Consider the following 18,061-nt stretch of genomic DNA (forward strand, 5'->3'; position numbering starts at 1 on the left):
CCGGCGTGGTCTCGAAAATCATCGAGTAACCCGCGACGCAGCGCACCTGATCGCCGGGCGCCCCGAACAGGGGCGCCCGTTTTTCGTTCCGAAGGACAAGATTATGGATGACCATGTCGTCTTCGCGCACCACCTGGCGGGCACCGATCGCGGCCGCCCCATCGACAGCGACGCCGACATCGCACGCGCCCTGCGCGACGACGCACCGGCCTGGCTGCATCTGAGCGCCGACCATCCCGACACGACCCAGTGGATCGACGAGCATCTGTCCTACCTGGATCCCGCGATCCGCGCCGCCTTAATCGAACCGCAGGTCCGGCCCCGCGCGCTGAAGCTCGGCGAGGGGCTGCTGGTCATCCTGCGCGGCATCAACCTGAACGAGGGCGCGGATCCCGAGGACACGATTTCGCTGCGGCTTTACGCCGATCCGTCCCGCATCGTGTCCATGTCGCGCAGGCGTCTGCAATCGGTGGACGTGCTGGCCGAAAGCATCGCGGGCGGCAAGGGCCCCGAGACCAGCGGCGCCTTCCTGGCCCAGCTGGTCGAGCTTCTGACCGACCGGATCGAGGAACAGGTCAGCGATCTCGACGCGCGGTCCGAAGCGCTCGAGGCCGCGGTGATCGAGGCGCCGCTGTCCCATTACGGGTCCGAGACCACCGACCAGCGGCTCGAGCTGGCCGACCTGCGCCGCGTATTGCCGCCCCAGCGCGACGCGGTACGCGACATCCTGCGGGCCAACATGGCGTGGGTGGGCGATCCGCAGCGCGCGATCCTGGGCGAGCAGCTGGACCAGCTGACCCGCGTGGTCGAAACGCTCGACGCCATCCGCGACCAACTGGCCACGATCCGCACCGAGATCGACGCCGCCCGCGACGAGCGGCTGAACCGGAACCTGTATGTCCTGTCGATGATCTCGGCCGTGTTCCTGCCACTGGGCTTCATGACCGGTCTCATGGGCATCAACCTGGCGGGGATGCCGGGCGCGGCCTGGCCGCCCGCCTTCTGGGTGTTCTGCGGGCTGATGGCGGGGCTGGCCATTGTCGTGCTGGCGATCCTGCGGGCGTTCCGGCTGCTCTAGGCCGCGAAGCGCTTGCGCTCGTGGGTCATCATGTGCGCCACGCGGCATCCCGGCGATGCCTGCAGCACCGTTTCCATCCGCCGCAAGGGCTGGCCGATCCCCCAGCCGGCATAGGCGCGGCGCGACTTCGCGATGGCGGACAGCAGGTCCTCGTCGCTGAGGCGCGCCACCCGGGCCTTGCGCAGGTGCGACGGCAGGATCCGGCGCGTGCAGCGGAAGGCGATGGTCGCGTGCCGGACGTAGGCCAGCGGCTCGAACACGTCGCGCAAGGCCCACATGAGTGCCACCAGCCAGGGCTGGGTCGGCTGCAGGAAATCCTGGTGCACCACGACCGAGCGCCCGGGCACCAGCGACGGGAAGAACTGCGCGACCATGGCATCGGTCGCGTCGGCGCTTTTGAACGCGTCGATGCACAGCACCCGGATCGGATCGCCACACCAGCCGATGTCTTCGATCCGGCCGCGGTGAAGGGTGATCCGCCGGTGCCAGGGGGCCAGGTGGCTTTTGGCCAGCTCGAACGTGTCTTCGCCGGGAAACGGCGCGACCCCGGCGGGGTAGAGCATCCGTTGCTTCAACGCTTCGGACGCGGTGAAGCGGTCATAGACGTGCAACCGGGCGGCGTGGCCGCTTTGGGACAGCCCGTGGGCCAGCCGCGCGGACGATCCGCCGACGAAGGCGCCCAGGTCCACCACCGCCGCATCCGCCGCCGTCTGCGTGCGCGCGAGCCACTGGTAGAAACGCCCTTCGATGGGGCGCAGCATGGTGGGCACGCGCGCCACGTGCGGCGGAATCCGTTCGGACGCCCAGGGCGTCGCTGCCTTCCATTTGACCGCGTGTTGCACGAAAAATCCCCACAGACTTGTGCCTGTGGGGATCAAAGCGCGAAAAGATTGTCATCCCGCAAAGGGCAAAGCGGAATTTGCGGCGCTATTTAAGCGAATTCACGCGGCTGCCGCGTTCACACCGTGGGTGGCGATCTGGGTCATGCGCTTGTCGCCGTCATAGGTCTGGTCTAGGCATTCCTGCAGCACGGCCGCGTCGCCGTCGAGGCCCAGCCGGTTGGCGAAGGCCACCAGGCAGCCGTAGCCGGCCAGCGCATAATGCACCATGCGCTGGTACTGGGTGATGATCATGGCGTCCTGGGTGTCCTCGTCGCCGAACTCTTCGTCCAGCGCGTGGGCGTGGGCTTCCTTGACCAGCCCTTCCATGCCCTTGCAGAACTCGCCGTCGGGGTCGACGCCGTGGTCCGAGCAGAGCTGCGCGACCTTTTCCATGCCGTCGGAAATGCCGCTGGCCCCCGCGATCAGGGCTTCGGACAGCTCCTTGTTCTTGGCGGCGCGGCCCAGCGCCGTGGTGGCGTCGAGCGATTGCTTGCAGGCCGAGTAGAGGTCCTGCATCTGGTCGATATAGACGTCCTTGAGGTTGTTCATGGCCATGACGGTTGGCTCCCTGTTGTCAGTTCGAATTTCCTGACCGACCAACGGGCAGCACGCCGCCAGGTTCCTTGTGAACAGGGTCTTGACCCCCCGGCGGGGCTGGCTTACCGAAGCGGTCGGATAGGGGTATAGCTCAGCTGGTAGAGCGACGGTCTCCAAAACCGTAGGTCGCGGGTTCGAACCCTGCTGCCCCTGCCAACCGCCGATTATATCCGCGGATATGGCGATGCGCCCGCTATCTTCATGTTTCCGAAAGATTTCTCAGCTGGCGCAGCCATCGTCCTTCAGCGGGTCGTGGCCCCAGTTCATCAGCGAATAGCGCCAGGTGCTGTCTTCGATGTCGCCATCGGGCACCTGCGCGCAGTGGCGGTTGATGTATCCCACGACCTTGCCCATGTGGTCCCACTGGTCGTCGGTCAGCTCGTCCTTGTTGGTGCGCTTGATCTTCACGATCCGCCGCCCCGAGGCGTGGCCGGTGGATTCGCCGTCGTCGCTGTCGCCCACGGACTTGCTTTCATCGGTCTGCAGCCAGTCTTCCAGTTCCTGCGGGGCCATGTTGACGCGGTCGCGCCATTCGTCCCAGATCTCGTCGCGTGATTTCGCCATGAAAAAGCTCCTTCGCCTGGCATCCCAAGCGAAGGAGCGGTGATCGGGTTCCGAGCCTGCGCGGCTTACGCGTCGGCCCATTCCCAGTGGCCGGCATAGTCGCCCATGACGCGGGCCACGGCGTCGCGGTCGACGTTGCCTTCGGGCGCGATCCGGGCCACCAGGCCGCGCTTCTTGTCCTCGATCACTTCCGCCACATGGGCCGTGAGGCCCGCGTCCTTCAGCGCCGCGTCATAGACGCGGGTGAAGGCCAGGCGCCGCAGGTCGGGCTTGAACACCTTGCCCACGGCGGTCTTCGGCAGCTCGTCCAGCACCTCGATATGCTTGGGCCAGGCGGCGCGTTCGTGGATCTTGTCCTTGGCGAACTTCAGCAGCTCGTCGGTGGTGACATCCGCGCCGCCCACCAGCTCGACATAGGCGCAGGGCAGCTCGCCCGCATGGGCGTCGGGCTGGCCGATGGCGCCCGCCATGGCGACGGCTTCGTGGCCCGCCAGCGCCTCTTCGATCTCGGCGGGGTCGATGTTGTGGCCGCCACGAATGATGAGGTCCTTGGCGCGGCCGGTGATCCACAGGTAGCCGTCGGCGTCGAGCCGCCCCAGGTCGCCCGTCCGCAGATACTTGCCCGCGTGGAACAGGTCCTTGTTCTTGTCGTCCTCGGTATAGGTCTTGCCCTCGTAGATGCCGGGCGACGAGACGCAGATCTCGCCGATGGTGTCGACCGGGCATTCTTCGCCGTTCTTGACGATCTTCACGTCCGTGTAGGGGAACGGGATGCCGATCGAGCCCACCTTCTTTTCGCCGTCGGGCGGGTTGATGGACACGAGGCAGGTGGCTTCGGTCAGCCCGTAGCCTTCGCAGATGGTGACGCCCGCGGCTTCCTCGAACCGGCGGTAGAGCTCGAGCGGCAGGGGCGCCGAGCCGCAGAAGGCGATCTTCAGCTTCGAGATGTCGGCGTCCACCTTGCGCTGCATCAGCGCCGACATGGCGGTGGGCACGGTGATCATGAAGGTAATCTTGTGCCGCTCGCAGAGCTTCCAGAAATTGTCGAACACGCCTTCGCCGCGATAGCCCTGGGGCGTCGGAAAGACGACATGCGCTCCGCTCGCGAGGCTTGCGCCCATGACCACGATGGCGGCGAAGACGTGGAACATGGGCAGTGGGCAGATCAGGTTGTCATTCTCGTCGAAGAGCAGCTCCTTGCCCAGCCAGCCGTTGTAGATCACGCCCGAATACTTGTGCTGCGCCACCTTGGGCATGCCGGTGGTGCCGCCGGTGTGGAAGTTGGTGCAGACGCGGTCGGCGCTGCTGTCCTCGAAGGTCAGGGCCTTCTTCTGCTTGCCCACGACCGCCGACCAGGCGTGGACCTGCGCGTCGTGCTTGACCTCGACCTTGGGTCGGATCAGCGGGACGATCAGCTTCTTCAGGCCGGTCAGGTAGCGATGCAGATCGACCTCGATCACGTGCTTGACATTGGGGGCCAGCGCGACGGCGTCGGCGGCCTTCTGCGCCACGTCGGTCTTGGGGAAGGCGCGCAGGGTCACGAGCACCTTGGCCTCGGTCTGGCGCAGGATGGATGCGATCTGCTCGGCCTCGAGCAGCGGGTTGATGGGGTTCACGACGCCCGCCACCATGCCGCCCAGGTAGGTCACGATGGCCTCGTTGCAGTTGGGCAGCAGGTAGGCGACCTTGTCGGTCTCGCCCACGCCAAGCTCGCGCAGCAGGTTCGCCATCTGCGCGGTCTGGGCGCGCAGGTCGTTCCACGTCAGCGTTTCGGCCTTGTCGTCGGGACCCGAGAACAGCTGGAAGGTCACCGCGGGGCGCGTGCCGTGCTTGTCGGCCGTCTTGTTCAGCATCTGCCAGACAGTCCTTGGCAGGTCGCGTTCGGACCAGGGGCCCACGTCCTCGATGGCCTGTCGGTCGGCGTAGTTGGCGTATACCATGCAGTCTTTCCTCCCTTTGCCCGGTTTTGCGGGCTTGTCCCTGGGCGTTCATCAGCAAAGAAACGCCATTTCGCGCAAGTCTGACGCTGCGACAAAGCAAGGGAAAGGGGAAAGTGGCGCTATTCTGCGGCCAATCCGGCGGTGAATTGCAGCCGCGCCAGACGGGCGTAGAGCCCACCCTGGTCCACCAACTCGTCATGGGTGCCGGTGGCGACGATGCGGCCCGCTTCGAACACCAGGATGCGGTCGGCCTTCTTCACCGTGGCCAGGCGGTGGGCGACGACCAGCGTGGTGCGGCCCGCGGCCAGCCGCTCGACCGCCTGCTGGACCAGGTGCTCGGATTCGGCGTCGAGCGCGCTGGTCGCTTCGTCCAGCAGCAGCACCGGGGCGTCGCGCAGGATGGCGCGGGCGATGGCGATGCGCTGTTTCTGGCCGCCCGACAGCATCACGCCGCGCTCGCCCACGTAGCTGTCGTAGCCATCGGGCAGGGCGGTCAGGAAGTCATGGGCGGCGGCGGCTTTCGCGGCCTGCTCGACCTCGGCATCCGACGCGTCCGGCCGGCCGAAGCGGATGTTGTCGCGGGCGGAGGCGGCGAAGATCACCGGGTCCTGCGGGACCAGCGCCATGTGGCGGCGGAAATCGCTGCGCGCCATGCGGTCCAGCGGCACGCCGTCCAGCGTGACGGTGCCGCTGGTGGGATCGTAGAAGCGCAGCAGAAGCTGGATGATCGTGGTCTTGCCCGCCCCCGAGGGGCCGACCAGGGCGACGGTTTCGCCCGGATTGACCTCGAACGACACGCCGTCCAGGGCGGCGGCGGCGGGGCGCGCGGGGTAGAAGAAGCGCACGTCGTCGAAGCGGATGCGGCCTTCGGGACGGGCGGGGGCGGGCACCGGGTCGGCGGGGTCCAGAACGCTGTCGGTGGCGGTCAGCAGCTCGACCAGCCGCTCGGTGGCGCCCGCGGCGCGCTGCAGCTCGCCCCAGACTTCCGACAGCGCGGCGACGCCGCCCGCCACCATCACCGCGTAGATCACGAACTGCACCAGCTCGCCCACGGTCATCACGTCGGCGCGCACGTCGCGCGCGCCCATCCACAGCACCCCCACGATGCCCGAGAAGACCAGCATGATGACGATCACCGTCATCGCCGCGCGCACCCCGATGCGGGTCTTGGCCGAGCGGAAGGATTCCTCGGTCACGTCCGCGAAGCGGGCCCGCGACGCGGTCTCGTGGGTGAAGGCCTGGACGGTCTGGACGGACGACAGCGCCTCGGACGCGTTGCCCGAGGATTGCGCGATCCAATCCTGGTTCTCGCGGCTGAGCTTGCGCAGGCGGCGGCCCAGGGTGATGATCGGCACGATCACCAGCGGCACCAGCAGCATAACCATCAGCGACAGCTTGACCGAGGTGTAGAACAGCAGCGCCAGACCGCCGATCAGGATCAGCAGGTTCCGAAGCGCGATGGACACGGACGAGCCGATCACCGACAGGATCAGCGTGGTGTCGGTGGTGATGCGGCTCAGCACCTCGCCGGTCATGATGCGTTCGTAGAAGGCGGGCGACATGCCGATGACCCGGTCGAACACGGCCTTGCGGATGTCGGTCACGACCCGTTCGCCCAGCCGCGTGACCAGGTAGTAGCGCAGCCCTGTGCCCAGGGCCATCAGCCCGGCGATGGCAAGCGCGGCCAGGAAATAGCTGTCCAGAAGCGCCTCGGCCGAGGTTTCGAACCCGTCGACCACGCGGCGCACGGCGATGGGCAGGATCAGCGACACGCAGGCCGTCAGGACCAGCGCCAGCCCCGCGCCCGCCAGCAGCACGCGATAGGGCTGCAGGAACGGCCAGAGCGCGGCCAGCGCGCCGATCTTCTTGGATTTCGCCCGCTCTTCGGTCGTGGTGTCGGCCAAGGGGTGCCTCGTATCGCGTGGGTCCGGGATCGCAACCTTCTAGGCAAGTGTCGGGGCGGCGGCAATATCAGCCTGCGGGTGAGCCCTTGCCGCCCAGCGCGAGCCCGTGCCGCGCGGCAAGGTCGATCTGCGCCGCCGAGGCCGGGCGACAGGCGATGAATTCGCTGGGCCCGCAGGTCCGCAGCCCCAATTCCGCGATCAGCGCGGCGTCGTATTGGCCGGACAGCAGCAGCACGCCCTCGCGCGCCAGTATGTCGCGGGTGCCGCGCCCCTTGTCGGACCGGATCCGGCGCATGAAGTCGCGCTGCCGGGCCACCGCTTCGACCACGTCGCGCGCGATGGGGCGGCGCTGGATCTCGCGGAAGAGCTGGGCCATGCGCGCGTTGCCGGTGTCGCCCGCGAAGATCCGCGCGACCGTGTCGGGATCGACCGTGCGCCAGAAATTGGGCGGGTAGGGGTGCCGCTCGACCAGCCACAGGATCTGCGCGAAGCCATGGGCCGACACGCTGCGCTTGGCGTCCTTGTTCTGCCCCGCGGTCAGGTGGTCGGCCCGCGCCACGATCAGCCCCATGTAGCAGCGCGCCTGCACTTCGTCGGCGGCGACCACGATGCAGGGCTGGTCCACCGCTTCGGTCGGGATCATCCAGTTGGCGCCCATGGTGTGCTTGATGTCGACGTCATGGCCCAGGATCTCGGTATCGAGCCGCCCGCGCTTCAGGCCCAGCAGCGCGCGCAGCTCGATCTCGACCCGGGTGCCGATATAGGTCTTTTCGGTCTTTTCCAGCTCGTCGTAGGAGCGGCGCCCGGTCTTGGCGGTCATGATGACGTCGTCGATGCAGGCGCGCAGCATGGCGGCCAGCTTGTCGGCCAGCGCGGCCCGGCCGCCCGCCCGCGCGGTGATGTCGCCCGCGATCGCGGACAGCAGGGCGTGGTCGGGGTGGCCCGGCGCGACCTGGCTGACCGGGATCGCCTTCACGGGATCAGGCGCGGACCGGCCGCAGCACGCGCTTGCGCAGGGTGCGCGCGATCTGGGCCGACACCGCGCGGGCCACCGGCGGCGGGAACGCGTTGCCGACCTGGCGATAGGCGTTGGTCTTGGCGCCGGTGAAGTGCCAGTCGTCGGGAAAGCCCTGGATGCGGGCGACCATGGGCACGGTCAGGCGCGGCATGCCCGCATGATCGGGGGCGGGCGGCGCGTTGGCCAGTGTGCGGCCTTCGACCCCCAGCGTGGCCCAGGCGGCGCGGGCGCGGGTGGGGCCCAGGTCCGGGCCGCCGTGCTTTTTCGATCCGCCCACGATGGTCGGCGCGATCTCGTCGGCCTTGTCCGCCCAGGCCGCCGCACCCGGCCAGCCGTCGGCCGCCATCAGGTCGCGCAGGGTCGCGCCTACCGTGGCGGGGTTGTGGGGGTTCGGGTCGGGCCAGTCGAAATGCTCGGCGCGGGCGCGTTCGACCGCCACGATCACCACGCGCGGACGCAGTTGCGGCACGCCGTAATCGGACGCGTTCAAGAGCCGCCAGTCGGTGACGTAGCCCAGCCGGGTCAGCTGGCCCTTCAGCCGCTCGCGGTAGTCGTGGAACACGGCGTCGAGGAAGCCGCGCACGTTCTCGATCATCACGGCGCGGGGGCGGGCCGCGTCGATGATGTCGATGGCGTCGTTGAAGAGATTGCGCTCATCAGCCTCGCCCAGCTGCTTGCCCGCGACCGAGAAGGGCGGGCAGGGCAGTCCGCCCGCCAGCAGGTCCATGCCGCGGTAGCGCGCGGCGTCGTCCTTGAAGACGCGCAGATCCTGTTCCAGCACGTGCCAGTCGGGCCGGTTGTGGCGCAGGGTGGCGCAGCAATGCTTGTCGATCTCGACCAGCGCGGTGTGGTGAAAGCCCGCCTGTTCCAGCCCCAGGGCCTGTCCGCCCGCACCGGCGCAAAGTTCCACCGATGTCAGCATCTGGACCGTCCCCCTTGCCCGCCCACCACGGGTGGCACCTGTTCGCCATCCGTTCCTAGCCCGCCCCCGCGCGCCGGGCAAGGATTTCCGCGCCTCAATCGGGCTTTGGGTCGCGCGGGCTCCACAGCCCGTCGATCCTGCGGTTGACCCAGGCGAGCCCGGCCAGCGCAAGGCCCAGCCCCACGAAGGACACCACCCGCGTCAGCCCCGACAGGCCCGCCGTGTCCAGCAGGAAGACCTTGGCGATGGTCAGCGCGACGCCGATCATGGCGATCCGGCGGAGCAATTCGGAGCGGCGCAGCACCGCGACGGCCAGCACCGCCAGCGATGCGGCCAGCATGGCCAGGGTGTAGGTGTAAAGCTCGCCATCCGACGGGCCGAAGGCCGACAGGTCCGGTCCGCGCCAGAGCCGCCGGATTTCGAGGAACCCCCAGGCGATCACGGCCAGCGCCGCGCCCGCGCAGGACACGATGCGCAAGGTCCGCGCCTGGCCAAGGCCGCTGCGGCCCGCGATCCAGGCGCAGATGCCCAGCACGGCGGCCAGCGGCAGCCACGCCACCGCGATGGTGTCGAAGATCGGCGGGCCGACGACCACTTCCGGCACCGGCCGCTTGAGCATGAAGGCGCTGGTCACGACCTGCAGGCCCATGAAGGCCAGCGCGGAAAGGGCCGCGATGCCGCTCAGGCCCGCGCGCAGGACGCGCACCGCGCCGCGCGCGCCCCGCAGGCGCCAGACCTGGCCCATCGCCACCGAGGCCCAGATCGCGGCCAAGAGGCCCGGAAACCACGCGGCCGACGGCTGGCCGTCGAAGGCGCGCGCGATCAGCAGCATGACCAGCAGCCCCAGGGTCGTCGCAAGCCCCGATTCGGCCACCGCGACCAGGGTGCGGCGGTTCGGACGGGCCAGGCGGCGCGCGGCCTCGAACCCGGCGATCGCGCCCAGATGCGACGCGAGGAACGCGGGCCAGCTGGACCGGACGGCGCTGAAATCCACGCCGGGATCGACGACGAGCCGGTAACCGATCACCGCCGCGCCCAGCTGCGCCACCCAGACCAGGATCCGCAGACCGAAGCGCCGGTCCAGCGCCACGGCCAGCACCATCAGCACCGCCAGGCCCAACGTCAGCGCGTCCTTGGTCAGCAGCAGGAACAGCGCGAGCGCGATCATCAGCAGGGCGCTGGCGGCCAGCATCCCCGTCTCGCGCTGCCGGAAGGCGCCGCCCAGACGCGCGCGGGCCTGCGTCAGGACAACCAGCAGGGCCGCGCCCGCCATCACGGCCAGCGCCACCGGGTAGGCGCCGATGATGTCGCGCGGGGTCCAGAGCCGCTCGACCAGCAGGGCGGTCGCGGGCAGGATCGTGGCGGCGAGCGTGGTCCACCAGGTCGCGCCGGGCGCATCGGGGGCGTCGTGCAGGACCATGCGCAACCGCTGGAACGCGGCCAGCGCCACGATCGCGGCCCCGCCCAGGATCCACCACAGGACGGTGGGCAGCGCCGTCTCGGGCTCGGCCTGGGCGAAGGCGGCGAAGTCGGTCCAGAGCGCCCCGCGTTCGAGCGGTTGCAGCGCGGCCAGCGCCAGGAAGCCCAGCACCGGCAGCACCGCCAGCGGGTCGAGCGGTGCCGCGCGGCGCAACCACAGGGCGTGGACGGCGAAAAGGCCGACGAAGCCGCCCAGAGCCAGCCAGCTCTGGTCGGTCGCGCGCAGGCCGTCCAGCCCGATCGCCAGCGTCACGTAACACGCGATCGCGATCCCCGCGGCACCCAGAAGCGCGGGGAAGGCGGGCCGCCCCGATCCGTTCCAGGGGGGCACGGGCGGGCCCGACAGGCGCGGCACCAGCGTCCATTGCGGCACGATCAGGGTGCCCGCGGCCAGGGCAAGGGCGGCCAGCAGGAACGCCAGCGCGTCGGGCTGGGCCACGCGGGCCAGCTCGAGGCCCGCCATCGCCACGATCAGCGCCAGCGTCGACAGCCACGCGGTGCGGCGCGGGCTGTCGATGGCCAGCCCGGCCAGTCCCAGCACGGTGAAATAGGGGTAAAGCACGATCGGATCGCCGCTGGACCCGCCAACGAGGACCGGCGCCGCCAAGCCGCCCAGCAGGCCGATGGCGGGCAGGAACGGGGCGTAGAGCCAGCCCATCAGGATCGCGGCCGCCGCGACCAGGGCGGCTGCTGCCAACGCCAGGCCGGAGCCGATCAGGCCGTAAAGTGCGTGGGCCGACAGGCAGGCGATGAACAGCACCACGATTCCCGCACCCGCGAAGGTCGATGGCAGGTGGCGGGTCAGCGGGCTTTCGTCGCCATGGCGCCGTCGGACCCATTCGCCCGCGCCGATAAGGGCGACGCCCAGCGCCAGCGCGCCGAGGATGCGCAGGCGCGGCGACAGCAACCCGCGCTCGACCCCGTATTGCACCATGAAGAGCCCGCCTAGGATCAGCGACACCGCCGCGATGGCCAGCGTCCAGTTGGCGCGCAGCCAGCCGCCCAGCGCGTCGACATTGCCCTGGGAAAGCACGTAGGCCGGGCTTCGCTTCGGGGCGGGCGGGAGCGGGACGCTTTCGGCCTGGTCGCGCGCGACCTGGGCTTGGGCGCGCGCGAAATTGGGTTTGCGCCGGGGCGTCGGCGCGGATCTTGGTGCGGTGGCGTCATCCGACGTGGGGGTTTCGGTGCGGGCCGCGTCCGGGACCGGCGCGGCGGTATCGCGCTGCCGCGACTCCAGCGCGTCGATCCGGCGCCGCAGCGCGTTCTGGCGCAGCCACAACCACGGAAAGCCGATCAGCACGATCACTGAAAAAAGGAAACCCATCACCGCACGCCTCACGCCCTGCAGGACGCGCAAGGGCATCCCGATACCCCATCGTTTCCGCAAGCCGGGGCGATATCAAGGCGCGTGGATGGCGCGATCGGACAAAGGTGGGGGATGGAGCGGGCGGCGGGAATCGAACCCGCATCATCAGCTTGGAAGGCTGAGGTCTTACCATTACACAACGCCCGCAGCGTCGCCCATTCGATACGCCAAGCCCCGCGCCGGTGCAAGCGCGTCGCTCAGTCCTTCAGGTCCAGAGCGGCGAAATCGAACAGTGCCGGGTCCAGCAGATGCGACGGCCGCGCGTTCATCAGCGCGCGGAACATGACCTGGCGGCGGCCGGGGCTGTTGCGCTCCCACCCGTCGAGGATCTGCTTGACCTGCTGGCGCTGCAGACCGTCCTGGCTGCCGCAGAGATCGCAGGGGATGATCGGGTAGTCCAGCGCGCGGGCGAAACGGTCGCAATCGGCTTCGGCCACGTGGGCCAGGGGGCGCAGGACGAACAGGTCGCCGTCTTCGTTGACGAGCTTCGGCGGCATGGTGGCCAGCCGCCCGCCGTGGAAGAGGTTCATGAAGAACGTCTCCAGGATGTCGTCACGGTGGTGGCCCAGCACGACGGCGGCGCATCCTTCCTCGCGCGCGATACGGTAGAGGTTGCCGCGCCTCAGCCGCGAGCAGAGCGCGCAGAAGGTCCGGCCCTGGGGGATCTTGTCCATGACGATGGAATAGGTGTCGCGGTATTCGATCCGGTGCGGCACGCCCCTGCGCTGCAGGAACTCGGGCAGCACCGTCGCCGGGAAGCCCGGCTGCCCCTGGTCGAGATTGCAGGCCAGCAGCTCCACCGGCAGCAGGCCGCGCCACTGCAGCTCGTGCAGCACGGCCAGCAGCGTGTAGCTGTCCTTGCCGCCCGACAGGCAGACAAGCCAGCGGTCGCCCTTGCGCACCATGCCGTAGCGCTCGACCGCCTCGCGGGTCTGGCGGACGATGCGTTTGCGAAGCTTGAGGAACTCGGTGCTATCCGGGGCCCCGTGAAACAGCGGGTGAATGTCGCTATGATCCAGCATGTCCGCCGGATAATCCATTTCCGCGCGCCCGCAAAGCAAAGGTTGGCCATGCAGCTTCGATCCGCACCGCCCCGCGCCGTCAATCCCTATCCCGATCGCTGGGACGCCGTGGTGGCGTTCGAATACCTGTCCCCGCTGAGCCTGATCCGGCCGGTGAACAACCTGCTGGACCGGTTGGGCGAGGATGGCGATTACGTGCTGCAGCACGATTTCGACTGCGCGGTGACGATCGACGGCGAACGGCGGATGCTGAGCGCGCCGCGCGGGCTGGTGACGGACCTGACATCGGTGCCGGTGCTGCTGCGGTTCTTCGTGGGGCGGGTGGGGCCGTGGCTGGAGGCGGCGATCATCCACGACTACCTCTACGTGGCGTGGTCGTTCCTGCCGGGACACGGCCCGCGCGCGCCGGACCGGCTGTTCGCCGACCGGGTGATGCTGCTGGCGATGGAGGCGGCGGGCGTGCGCGCCTGGCGGCGCTTGGGCATCTACTGGGGGCTGCGGCTGTTCGGGGCCGGGGCCTATGCGCGGGCCGATCCCGACCGCGCCTTCGCCGACCTGGGCGATCCGACGCTGAAGACCGCCTTCGTGGTGCCCCGGGCGGGGCAGTGACCGGATTTCTCGAGAAATCCGTGACGTTTTCCTCGAGGAAAACGTGCGCCTTAGGGCACGTTGTCGATGCCCGAGCCGCCCCAGGGATGGCAGCGTCCGATCCGGCGCAGGGTGAGCAAGCCGCCCTTCAGCGCGCCGTGCTTGTCCAGCGCCTCGAGCGCGTAGGCCGAGCAGCTGGGATCGTAGCGGCAGCTGAAGCCCACCCAGGGCGACAGCACCGCGCGGTAGGCGCGGACCGGCAGGGCCAGGAGGCGGGCGGCGGGGCTCATGGGTGGACCTTGCGCAGGGCCGCGGCCAGGTCGGCGCGCATCTGCGCGAAGTCGCGGCTGGCGGTCGCGTCGCGCTTGCCGACCAGCACGTAATCCCAGCCGGGTCGGCCCAGCGCGGGCAGCTCCAGCCGCGCGATTTCGCGCAGGCGGCGCTTGGCGCGGTTGCGCGCCACCGCGTTGCCGACCTTCTTGGAACAGGTGAAGCCCACCCGCAGCGGGCCCGGATCGTCCCGGCGGCGGGCCTGCAGCAGGAAGCCGGGCATCCGCACCGAGCGCGCCCGCGCCGCGGCCAGGAAATCGGCGCGCGCCGTGATCCGGGGCGGCAGCGTCGCGTCCAAAGACAAAAGCCCGCCCGCAGATCGCTCTGCGGCGGGCTTTGCGTCGATCACGGCACGTGCCTTACGCGCAGAGCGACTTGCGGCCCTTGGCGCGGCGCGCGTTCAGGATCTTGCGGCCGGCCTTGGTGGCCATGCGCGCACGGAAGCCGTGGCGGTGCTTGCGAACCAGGTTCGAAGGCTGGAAGGTGCGTTTCATCGCGTCTCTCCGTCGGGTGCGGTGCGCGGCAGATCCCGCGCCTCATGTCTCGAAGCCCGCTCTTTAGGGGGGCGGGACGGGGCTGTCAACACGCCGCCATGTTACAAAACGCGCGACCAATGTTTCAGATTGGCCCTATTCGGTCCCGCGGGACGTTACAGATTTCAACCAAAGGTGACATAGATGGCCGAGCCGCGCTGCCGTGCCCAACTTGATGCCCAGCCGCGACAGTCACAAGCATGGGAGACAGGCATGGAACAGACGGACGACCACCGGGCCAAGGGCTCGAAATGGCTCAGGCGCCTGCCGATCATCGCGATCGGCCTGGTGGCGCTGGTGGGGGCCTTCACGCTGCGCGATTACCTGACCTTCGACACGCTGGCCGCGAATCGCGAGCGGCTGATCGCGTTCCGCGACGCCAATTACCTGGCCACGGTGCTGGTCTTCATCGCGGCGTATATCGGCATCGTCGCGTTTTCGCTGCCCGGTGCCACCATCGCCACGCTGACCGGCGGGTTCCTGTTCGCCACCTTCCCGGGCGCGCTTTACAACGTCACCGGCGCCACGCTGGGGGCGATCTGCATCTTCCTGGCCGCGCGCTGGGGCCTGGGCGACCGGCTGGCCGCGCGGATGGATGCGTCCGACGGGCTGGTGTCGCGCATCAAGGCGGGCATCGACGAGAACGAATGGTCGATCCTGTTCCTGATCCGGCTGGTCCCCGCGGTGCCGTTCTTCGTGGCGAACCTGGTCCCGGCCTTCGTCGGCGTGGCGCTGTGGAAATTCGCCGTCACCACCTTCTTCGGCATCATCCCCGGCGCGGTGGTCTATACCAGCGTCGGCGCGGGCCTGGGCGAGGTCTTCGCCCGCGGCGAGACGCCGAACCTGGGCATCATCTTCGAGCCGCATATCCTGCTGCCGATCCTGGGCCTGTGCCTTCTGGCCGCGCTGCCCATCATTCTGAAGGCCGTGCGCGGCAAGAAAGGAATCTGAGCCATGGAAAAGATCAAGTGTGACATCTGCATCATCGGCGCGGGCTCGGGCGGGCTGTCGGTGGCGGCGGGGGCCAGCCAGATGGGCGCCGACGTGGTGCTGATCGAGGGCCACAAGATGGGCGGCGATTGCCTGAACTACGGCTGCGTGCCGTCGAAATCGCTGCTGGCCGCGGCCAAGCAGGCCTATGCGATGGGCCATACCGGGGATCTGGGCGTGACCGCGGTCGAGCCGCAGGTGGATTACGCCGCCGCCAAGGACCACGTGGCCAAGGTGATCGAGACCATCGCGCCGGTGGACAGCCAGGAACGGTTCGAAGGCTTCGGCGTCCGCGTGATCCGGGACTGGGCGCGCTTCACCGACGAGAAGACCGTCGTCGCGGGCGCGCACGAGATCACGGCCCGCCGCTTCGTGATCGCCACGGGATCGTCCCCATTCGTGCCGCCCATCGACGGGATCGAAAACGTCACGCATTACACCAACGAAAACATCTTCGATCTGCGCGAGCGGCCCGAGCACCTGCTGATCATCGGCGGCGGTCCCATCGGGATGGAAATGGCGCAGGCGCATATCCGGCTGGGCAGCAAGGTCACGGTGATCGAGGGGCTGAAGGCGCTGGGCAACGACGACCGCGAGCTGGCCGAGGTGGTGATCGGATCGCTGCAGGCCGAGGGCGTGCAGATCATCGAGGGCCAGCAGGCCAGGCGGATCAGCGAAGCGGATGGCCGCATCACGGTCGAGACCGAAGGCGGCAGCTTCACCGGCAGCCATTTGCTGATGGCGGTGGGGCGCAAGGTGAACCTGGACAAGCTGGACCTGAAGGCCGCGCGGGTGAAGCACGACCGCGCCGTGACCGTGGGCGACGACCTGCGCTCGCCCACCAACAGCCGGGTCTACGCCATCGGCGACGCGGCGGGGCGGATGCAGTTCACCCATGTGGCGGGCTACCACGCGGGCGTCATCGTGCGCTCGGCCGTGCTGGGCATGACCTGGGCCAAGGCGCGGCAGGACCACATCCCGTGGGTCACCTATACCGATCCCGAGCTCGCCCACGTGGGCATGACCGAGGCCCAGGTGCGCGCCAAGTTCGGCGGCCAGATGAAAGTGGTGCGGTTCAACTACGACGAGAACGACCGCGCCATCGCCGAAGGCAAGACCAAGGGCTTCATCAAGGTGCTGGTCGCCAACGGCAAGCCCAAGGGCGTCAGCATCGTCGGCGCCCATGCGGGCGAGCTGATCGGCATGTGGGCCATGGCCATCGCCAACGGCCAGAAGATGAGCGCCATCGCCAACACGGTGCTGCCCTATCCCACCCTGTCCGAGATCAACAAGCGGGCCGCTGGGGCCTATTTCTCGCCGCAACTCTTTGAGAACGCGTCGGTCAAGACTATCGTTCAGCTTGTGCAGAAATACATGCCCTAGATCATCGATGGACGCGCGCGGATGCTGAACACCCTTTCAGGACGCTTCCTTGCCCTCACGGTCGTCTTCGTGATGATCGCGGAAGTCCTGATCTTCTTGCCGTCCGTCGCGCGCTTCCGCGAGGATTACCTGCTGTCGCGGCTGGAACGCGCGCAGATCGCGTCGCTGGCGCTGCTGGCCGACGAGATGATCGACCCCGCGCTGGAAGGCGAGCTGCTGGAAAACGCCGAGGTCTTCAACGTGGTCCTGCGCCGCGACGAGATCCGGCAGCTGGTGCTGAGCTCGCCCATCCCGTCGCCCATCGTGGCGACCTACGATATGCGCGATTCGAGCCCCTGGACGTTGATCCGCGACGCGCTTGAAACCCTGGCCCGTCCCGGCAACGAGGTGATCCGCGTGCTCGGCTCGCCGGTCCGCGAGGGGGGCGAGCTGATCGAGATCACCATGGCCACCGGGCCATTGCGGGGCGCCATGCTGGAATACGGGCTGCGCGTGCTGGTGCTATCGGCGGTGATCTCGGTCGTGACCGCGCTGCTGCTGTTCCTGGCGGTGCGCCGCTTCCTGGTGGTGCCGATCCAGGGCGTCGTCGCGGCCATGGAAAGCTACGCCAAGGCCCCCGAGGACGCCCGCCGCATCATCGAGCCGCATGCGGGTATCGTCGAGCTGCGCGCCGCCGAAGAGGCGCTGCAATCGCTGCAGACGCAGCTGACGGCGGCGCTGAAGCAGAAGGACCGGCTGGCGCAACTGGGCGGCGGGGTCGCCAAGATCAGCCACGACCTGCGCAACGTGCTGACCACTTCGCAGCTGTTCGCCGACCGGATCGAGACGACGACGGACCCGACGGTGGCCCGCATGGTGCCGAAGCTGCTGAACTCGATCCGCCGCGCGGTGTCGATCTGCGAAGGCGTGCTCGCCTTCGGCCGCGCCGACGAGCCGCCGCCCGCGCTGAGCCATGTGAGCCTGGCGCAGATCGTCCACGACGTGATCGACGGCGAGCGTCTGGCGGCGGGCGATGCCGAGATCTCGTTCTCCGAAGACGTGTCGCCGACGATGCTGGTGCGCGCCGATCCCGAGCAGCTTTATCGCGTGATCTCGAACCTGGTGCGCAACGCCCGCCAGGCGATCGAGGCGTCGCGCAAGGCGGGCGAGATCGGCATCAGCGCGGTCGAGACGGACGTGGCCTGGATCATCCGCGTCAGCGACACCGGTCCCGGCCTGCCGCCAAAGGCGCAGGAGCACCTGTTCCTGCCGTTCCAGGGGGCGGTGAAGAAGGGCGGATCGGGGCTTGGCCTGGCCATCGCCGCGGAACTGGTGCGCGGCCACGGCGGCACGCTGGGCCTTTACGAGACGGGGCCGCGCGGCACCACGTTCGAGATCACCTTGCCCAAGACCCTGGCCATAGTCGACACCGCCGTGGCCTGAGGGCTCGGCCCGGATCCGGGGTCGCGACGCCGCCGCGGGCCGGG

The 18,061-nt window shown here is 68.9% G+C and carries 17 protein-coding genes and 2 tRNA genes; 6 read left to right on the forward strand and 13 right to left on the reverse strand.

All coding sequences use genetic code 11. The features are described 5' to 3' along the window. Positions 1-103 precede the first annotated feature (103 nt). Positions 104-1,078: a zinc transporter ZntB gene (locus ILP92_RS15480; protein WP_198917325.1), complete on the forward strand. Its 975-nt coding sequence runs from the start codon at positions 104-106 to the stop codon at positions 1,076-1,078. Here the strand turns inward: ILP92_RS15480 and ILP92_RS15485 are convergent. After that, complete coding sequence (locus ILP92_RS15485; protein ID WP_198917326.1) at positions 1,075-1,920, reverse strand: hypothetical protein; 846 nt, start codon at positions 1,918-1,920, stop codon at positions 1,075-1,077. The two genes, ILP92_RS15480 and ILP92_RS15485, sit on opposite strands and share 4 nt — an antisense overlap. Before the next feature lie 99 nt (positions 1,921-2,019). Further along, positions 2,020-2,514, reverse strand: a complete 495-nt coding sequence (locus tag ILP92_RS15490; protein ID WP_198917327.1) for a ferritin-like domain-containing protein — start codon at positions 2,512-2,514, stop codon at positions 2,020-2,022. Positions 2,515-2,636: 122 nt separating this feature from the next. On the opposite strand from ILP92_RS15490, the gene ILP92_RS15495 reads away from it, so the two are divergent. After that, positions 2,637-2,712, forward strand: a tRNA-Trp gene (locus tag ILP92_RS15495). Between the two features lie 63 nt (positions 2,713-2,775). On the opposite strand, the gene ILP92_RS15500 is transcribed toward ILP92_RS15495, so the two are convergent. From ILP92_RS15500 to ttcA, 8 genes are all read right to left on the reverse strand, one after another. Further along, positions 2,776-3,120, reverse strand: coding sequence for a DUF3140 domain-containing protein (locus tag ILP92_RS15500; protein ID WP_198917328.1), 345 nt, complete (start codon positions 3,118-3,120; stop codon positions 2,776-2,778). A 65-nt stretch (positions 3,121-3,185) separates the two neighbouring features. Beyond that, positions 3,186-5,060, reverse strand: a complete 1,875-nt coding sequence (locus tag ILP92_RS15505; protein WP_198917329.1) for an acyl-CoA synthetase — start codon at positions 5,058-5,060, stop codon at positions 3,186-3,188. Between the two features lie 119 nt (positions 5,061-5,179). Continuing rightward, positions 5,180-6,964 (reverse strand): ABC transporter transmembrane domain-containing protein, encoded by a 1,785-nt coding sequence (locus ILP92_RS15510; protein ID WP_198917330.1) that lies wholly within the window; start codon positions 6,962-6,964, stop codon positions 5,180-5,182. 67 nt (positions 6,965-7,031) lie between these two features. Continuing rightward, positions 7,032-7,940 carry a NaeI family type II restriction endonuclease gene (locus ILP92_RS15515; protein WP_198917331.1) on the reverse strand — a complete coding sequence of 303 codons (909 nt, stop codon included), beginning with the start codon at positions 7,938-7,940 and terminating at the stop codon, positions 7,032-7,034. Positions 7,941-7,944: 4 nt separating this feature from the next. Beyond that, positions 7,945-8,904 carry a DNA cytosine methyltransferase gene (locus ILP92_RS15520; protein WP_198917332.1) on the reverse strand — a complete coding sequence of 320 codons (960 nt, stop codon included), beginning with the start codon at positions 8,902-8,904 and terminating at the stop codon, positions 7,945-7,947. 94 nt (positions 8,905-8,998) lie between these two features. Beyond that, on the reverse strand, positions 8,999-11,707 hold the full coding sequence (locus ILP92_RS15525) for a DUF2339 domain-containing protein (RefSeq protein ID WP_198917333.1): 2,709 nt from the start codon (positions 11,705-11,707) through the stop codon (positions 8,999-9,001). 115 nt (positions 11,708-11,822) lie between these two features. Next, positions 11,823-11,896: transfer RNA gene (locus ILP92_RS15530), tRNA-Gly, on the reverse strand. A 50-nt stretch (positions 11,897-11,946) separates the two neighbouring features. Beyond that, positions 11,947-12,771 (reverse strand): tRNA 2-thiocytidine(32) synthetase TtcA, encoded by an 825-nt coding sequence (gene ttcA, locus ILP92_RS15535; RefSeq protein WP_198917432.1) that lies wholly within the window; start codon positions 12,769-12,771, stop codon positions 11,947-11,949. 48 nt (positions 12,772-12,819) lie between these two features. Between ttcA and ILP92_RS15540 the strand changes: the two genes are divergently transcribed. Further along, positions 12,820-13,380 carry a DUF1353 domain-containing protein gene (locus tag ILP92_RS15540; protein ID WP_198917334.1) on the forward strand — a complete coding sequence of 187 codons (561 nt, stop codon included), beginning with the start codon at positions 12,820-12,822 and terminating at the stop codon, positions 13,378-13,380. A gap of 50 nt (positions 13,381-13,430) precedes the next feature. Here ILP92_RS15540 and yidD read toward each other — a convergent pair whose 3' ends face one another. From yidD to rpmH, 3 genes are read right to left on the reverse strand one after another with little or no spacing between them, the layout of a single operon-like run. Then, on the reverse strand, positions 13,431-13,649 hold the full coding sequence (gene yidD, locus ILP92_RS15545; protein WP_198917335.1) for a membrane protein insertion efficiency factor YidD: 219 nt from the start codon (positions 13,647-13,649) through the stop codon (positions 13,431-13,433). Next, positions 13,646-14,038: a ribonuclease P protein component gene (gene rnpA / locus ILP92_RS15550; protein ID WP_198917336.1), complete on the reverse strand. Its 393-nt coding sequence runs from the start codon at positions 14,036-14,038 to the stop codon at positions 13,646-13,648. Before rnpA ends, yidD begins: the two co-directional genes overlap by 4 nt. 10 nt (positions 14,039-14,048) lie before the next feature. After that, positions 14,049-14,183, reverse strand: a complete 135-nt coding sequence (rpmH, locus tag ILP92_RS15555; RefSeq protein WP_198917337.1) for a 50S ribosomal protein L34 — start codon at positions 14,181-14,183, stop codon at positions 14,049-14,051. Positions 14,184-14,435: 252 nt separating this feature from the next. Here rpmH and ILP92_RS15560 point away from each other — a divergent pair, with 252 nt between their 5' ends. The 3 genes from ILP92_RS15560 to ILP92_RS15570 are packed head-to-tail and all read left to right on the forward strand — an operon-like array spanning position 14,436 to position 18,017. Further along, entirely contained in the window at positions 14,436-15,173 is a 738-nt protein-coding gene (locus ILP92_RS15560) for a TVP38/TMEM64 family protein (RefSeq protein WP_198917338.1), read from the forward strand. Positions 15,174-15,176: 3 nt separating this feature from the next. After that, positions 15,177-16,595 (forward strand): dihydrolipoyl dehydrogenase family protein, encoded by a 1,419-nt coding sequence (locus ILP92_RS15565; protein ID WP_198917339.1) that lies wholly within the window; start codon positions 15,177-15,179, stop codon positions 16,593-16,595. A 21-nt stretch (positions 16,596-16,616) separates the two neighbouring features. Further along, positions 16,617-18,017, forward strand: a complete 1,401-nt coding sequence (locus tag ILP92_RS15570; protein WP_198917340.1) for a sensor histidine kinase — start codon at positions 16,617-16,619, stop codon at positions 18,015-18,017. Positions 18,018-18,061: the final 44 nt, after the last annotated feature.

This window comes from Palleronia pontilimi, assembly GCF_016412875.1.
GTDB classification, from domain to species: domain Bacteria; phylum Pseudomonadota; class Alphaproteobacteria; order Rhodobacterales; family Rhodobacteraceae; genus Palleronia; species Palleronia pontilimi.

Excerpts from the sequence above, each read along its gene's own strand:
- ILP92_RS15490 (WP_198917327.1), bottom strand. The coding sequence starts at position 2,514 with ATGGCCATGAACAACCTCAAGGACGTCTATATCGACCAGATGCAGGAC.
- rpmH (WP_198917337.1), bottom strand. The coding sequence starts at position 14,183 with ATGAAACGCACCTTCCAGCCTTCGAACCTGGTTCGCAAGCACCGCCAC.
- ILP92_RS15525 (WP_198917333.1), bottom strand. The coding sequence starts at position 11,707 with ATGGGTTTCCTTTTTTCAGTGATCGTGCTGATCGGCTTTCCGTGGTTG.
- ILP92_RS15520 (WP_198917332.1), bottom strand. The coding sequence starts at position 8,904 with ATGCTGACATCGGTGGAACTTTGCGCCGGTGCGGGCGGACAGGCCCTG.
- ILP92_RS15500 (WP_198917328.1), bottom strand. The coding sequence starts at position 3,120 with ATGGCGAAATCACGCGACGAGATCTGGGACGAATGGCGCGACCGCGTC.
- ILP92_RS15540 (WP_198917334.1), top strand. The coding sequence starts at position 12,820 with ATGCAGCTTCGATCCGCACCGCCCCGCGCCGTCAATCCCTATCCCGAT.
- ILP92_RS15480 (WP_198917325.1), top strand. The coding sequence starts at position 104 with ATGGATGACCATGTCGTCTTCGCGCACCACCTGGCGGGCACCGATCGC.
- ttcA (WP_198917432.1), bottom strand. The coding sequence starts at position 12,771 with ATGCTGGATCATAGCGACATTCACCCGCTGTTTCACGGGGCCCCGGAT.
- ILP92_RS15560 (WP_198917338.1), top strand. The coding sequence starts at position 14,436 with ATGGAACAGACGGACGACCACCGGGCCAAGGGCTCGAAATGGCTCAGG.
- ILP92_RS15565 (WP_198917339.1), top strand. The coding sequence starts at position 15,177 with ATGGAAAAGATCAAGTGTGACATCTGCATCATCGGCGCGGGCTCGGGC.
- ILP92_RS15570 (WP_198917340.1), top strand. The coding sequence starts at position 16,617 with ATGCTGAACACCCTTTCAGGACGCTTCCTTGCCCTCACGGTCGTCTTC.
- yidD (WP_198917335.1), bottom strand. The coding sequence starts at position 13,649 with ATGAGCCCCGCCGCCCGCCTCCTGGCCCTGCCGGTCCGCGCCTACCGC.
- ILP92_RS15505 (WP_198917329.1), bottom strand. The coding sequence starts at position 5,060 with ATGGTATACGCCAACTACGCCGACCGACAGGCCATCGAGGACGTGGGC.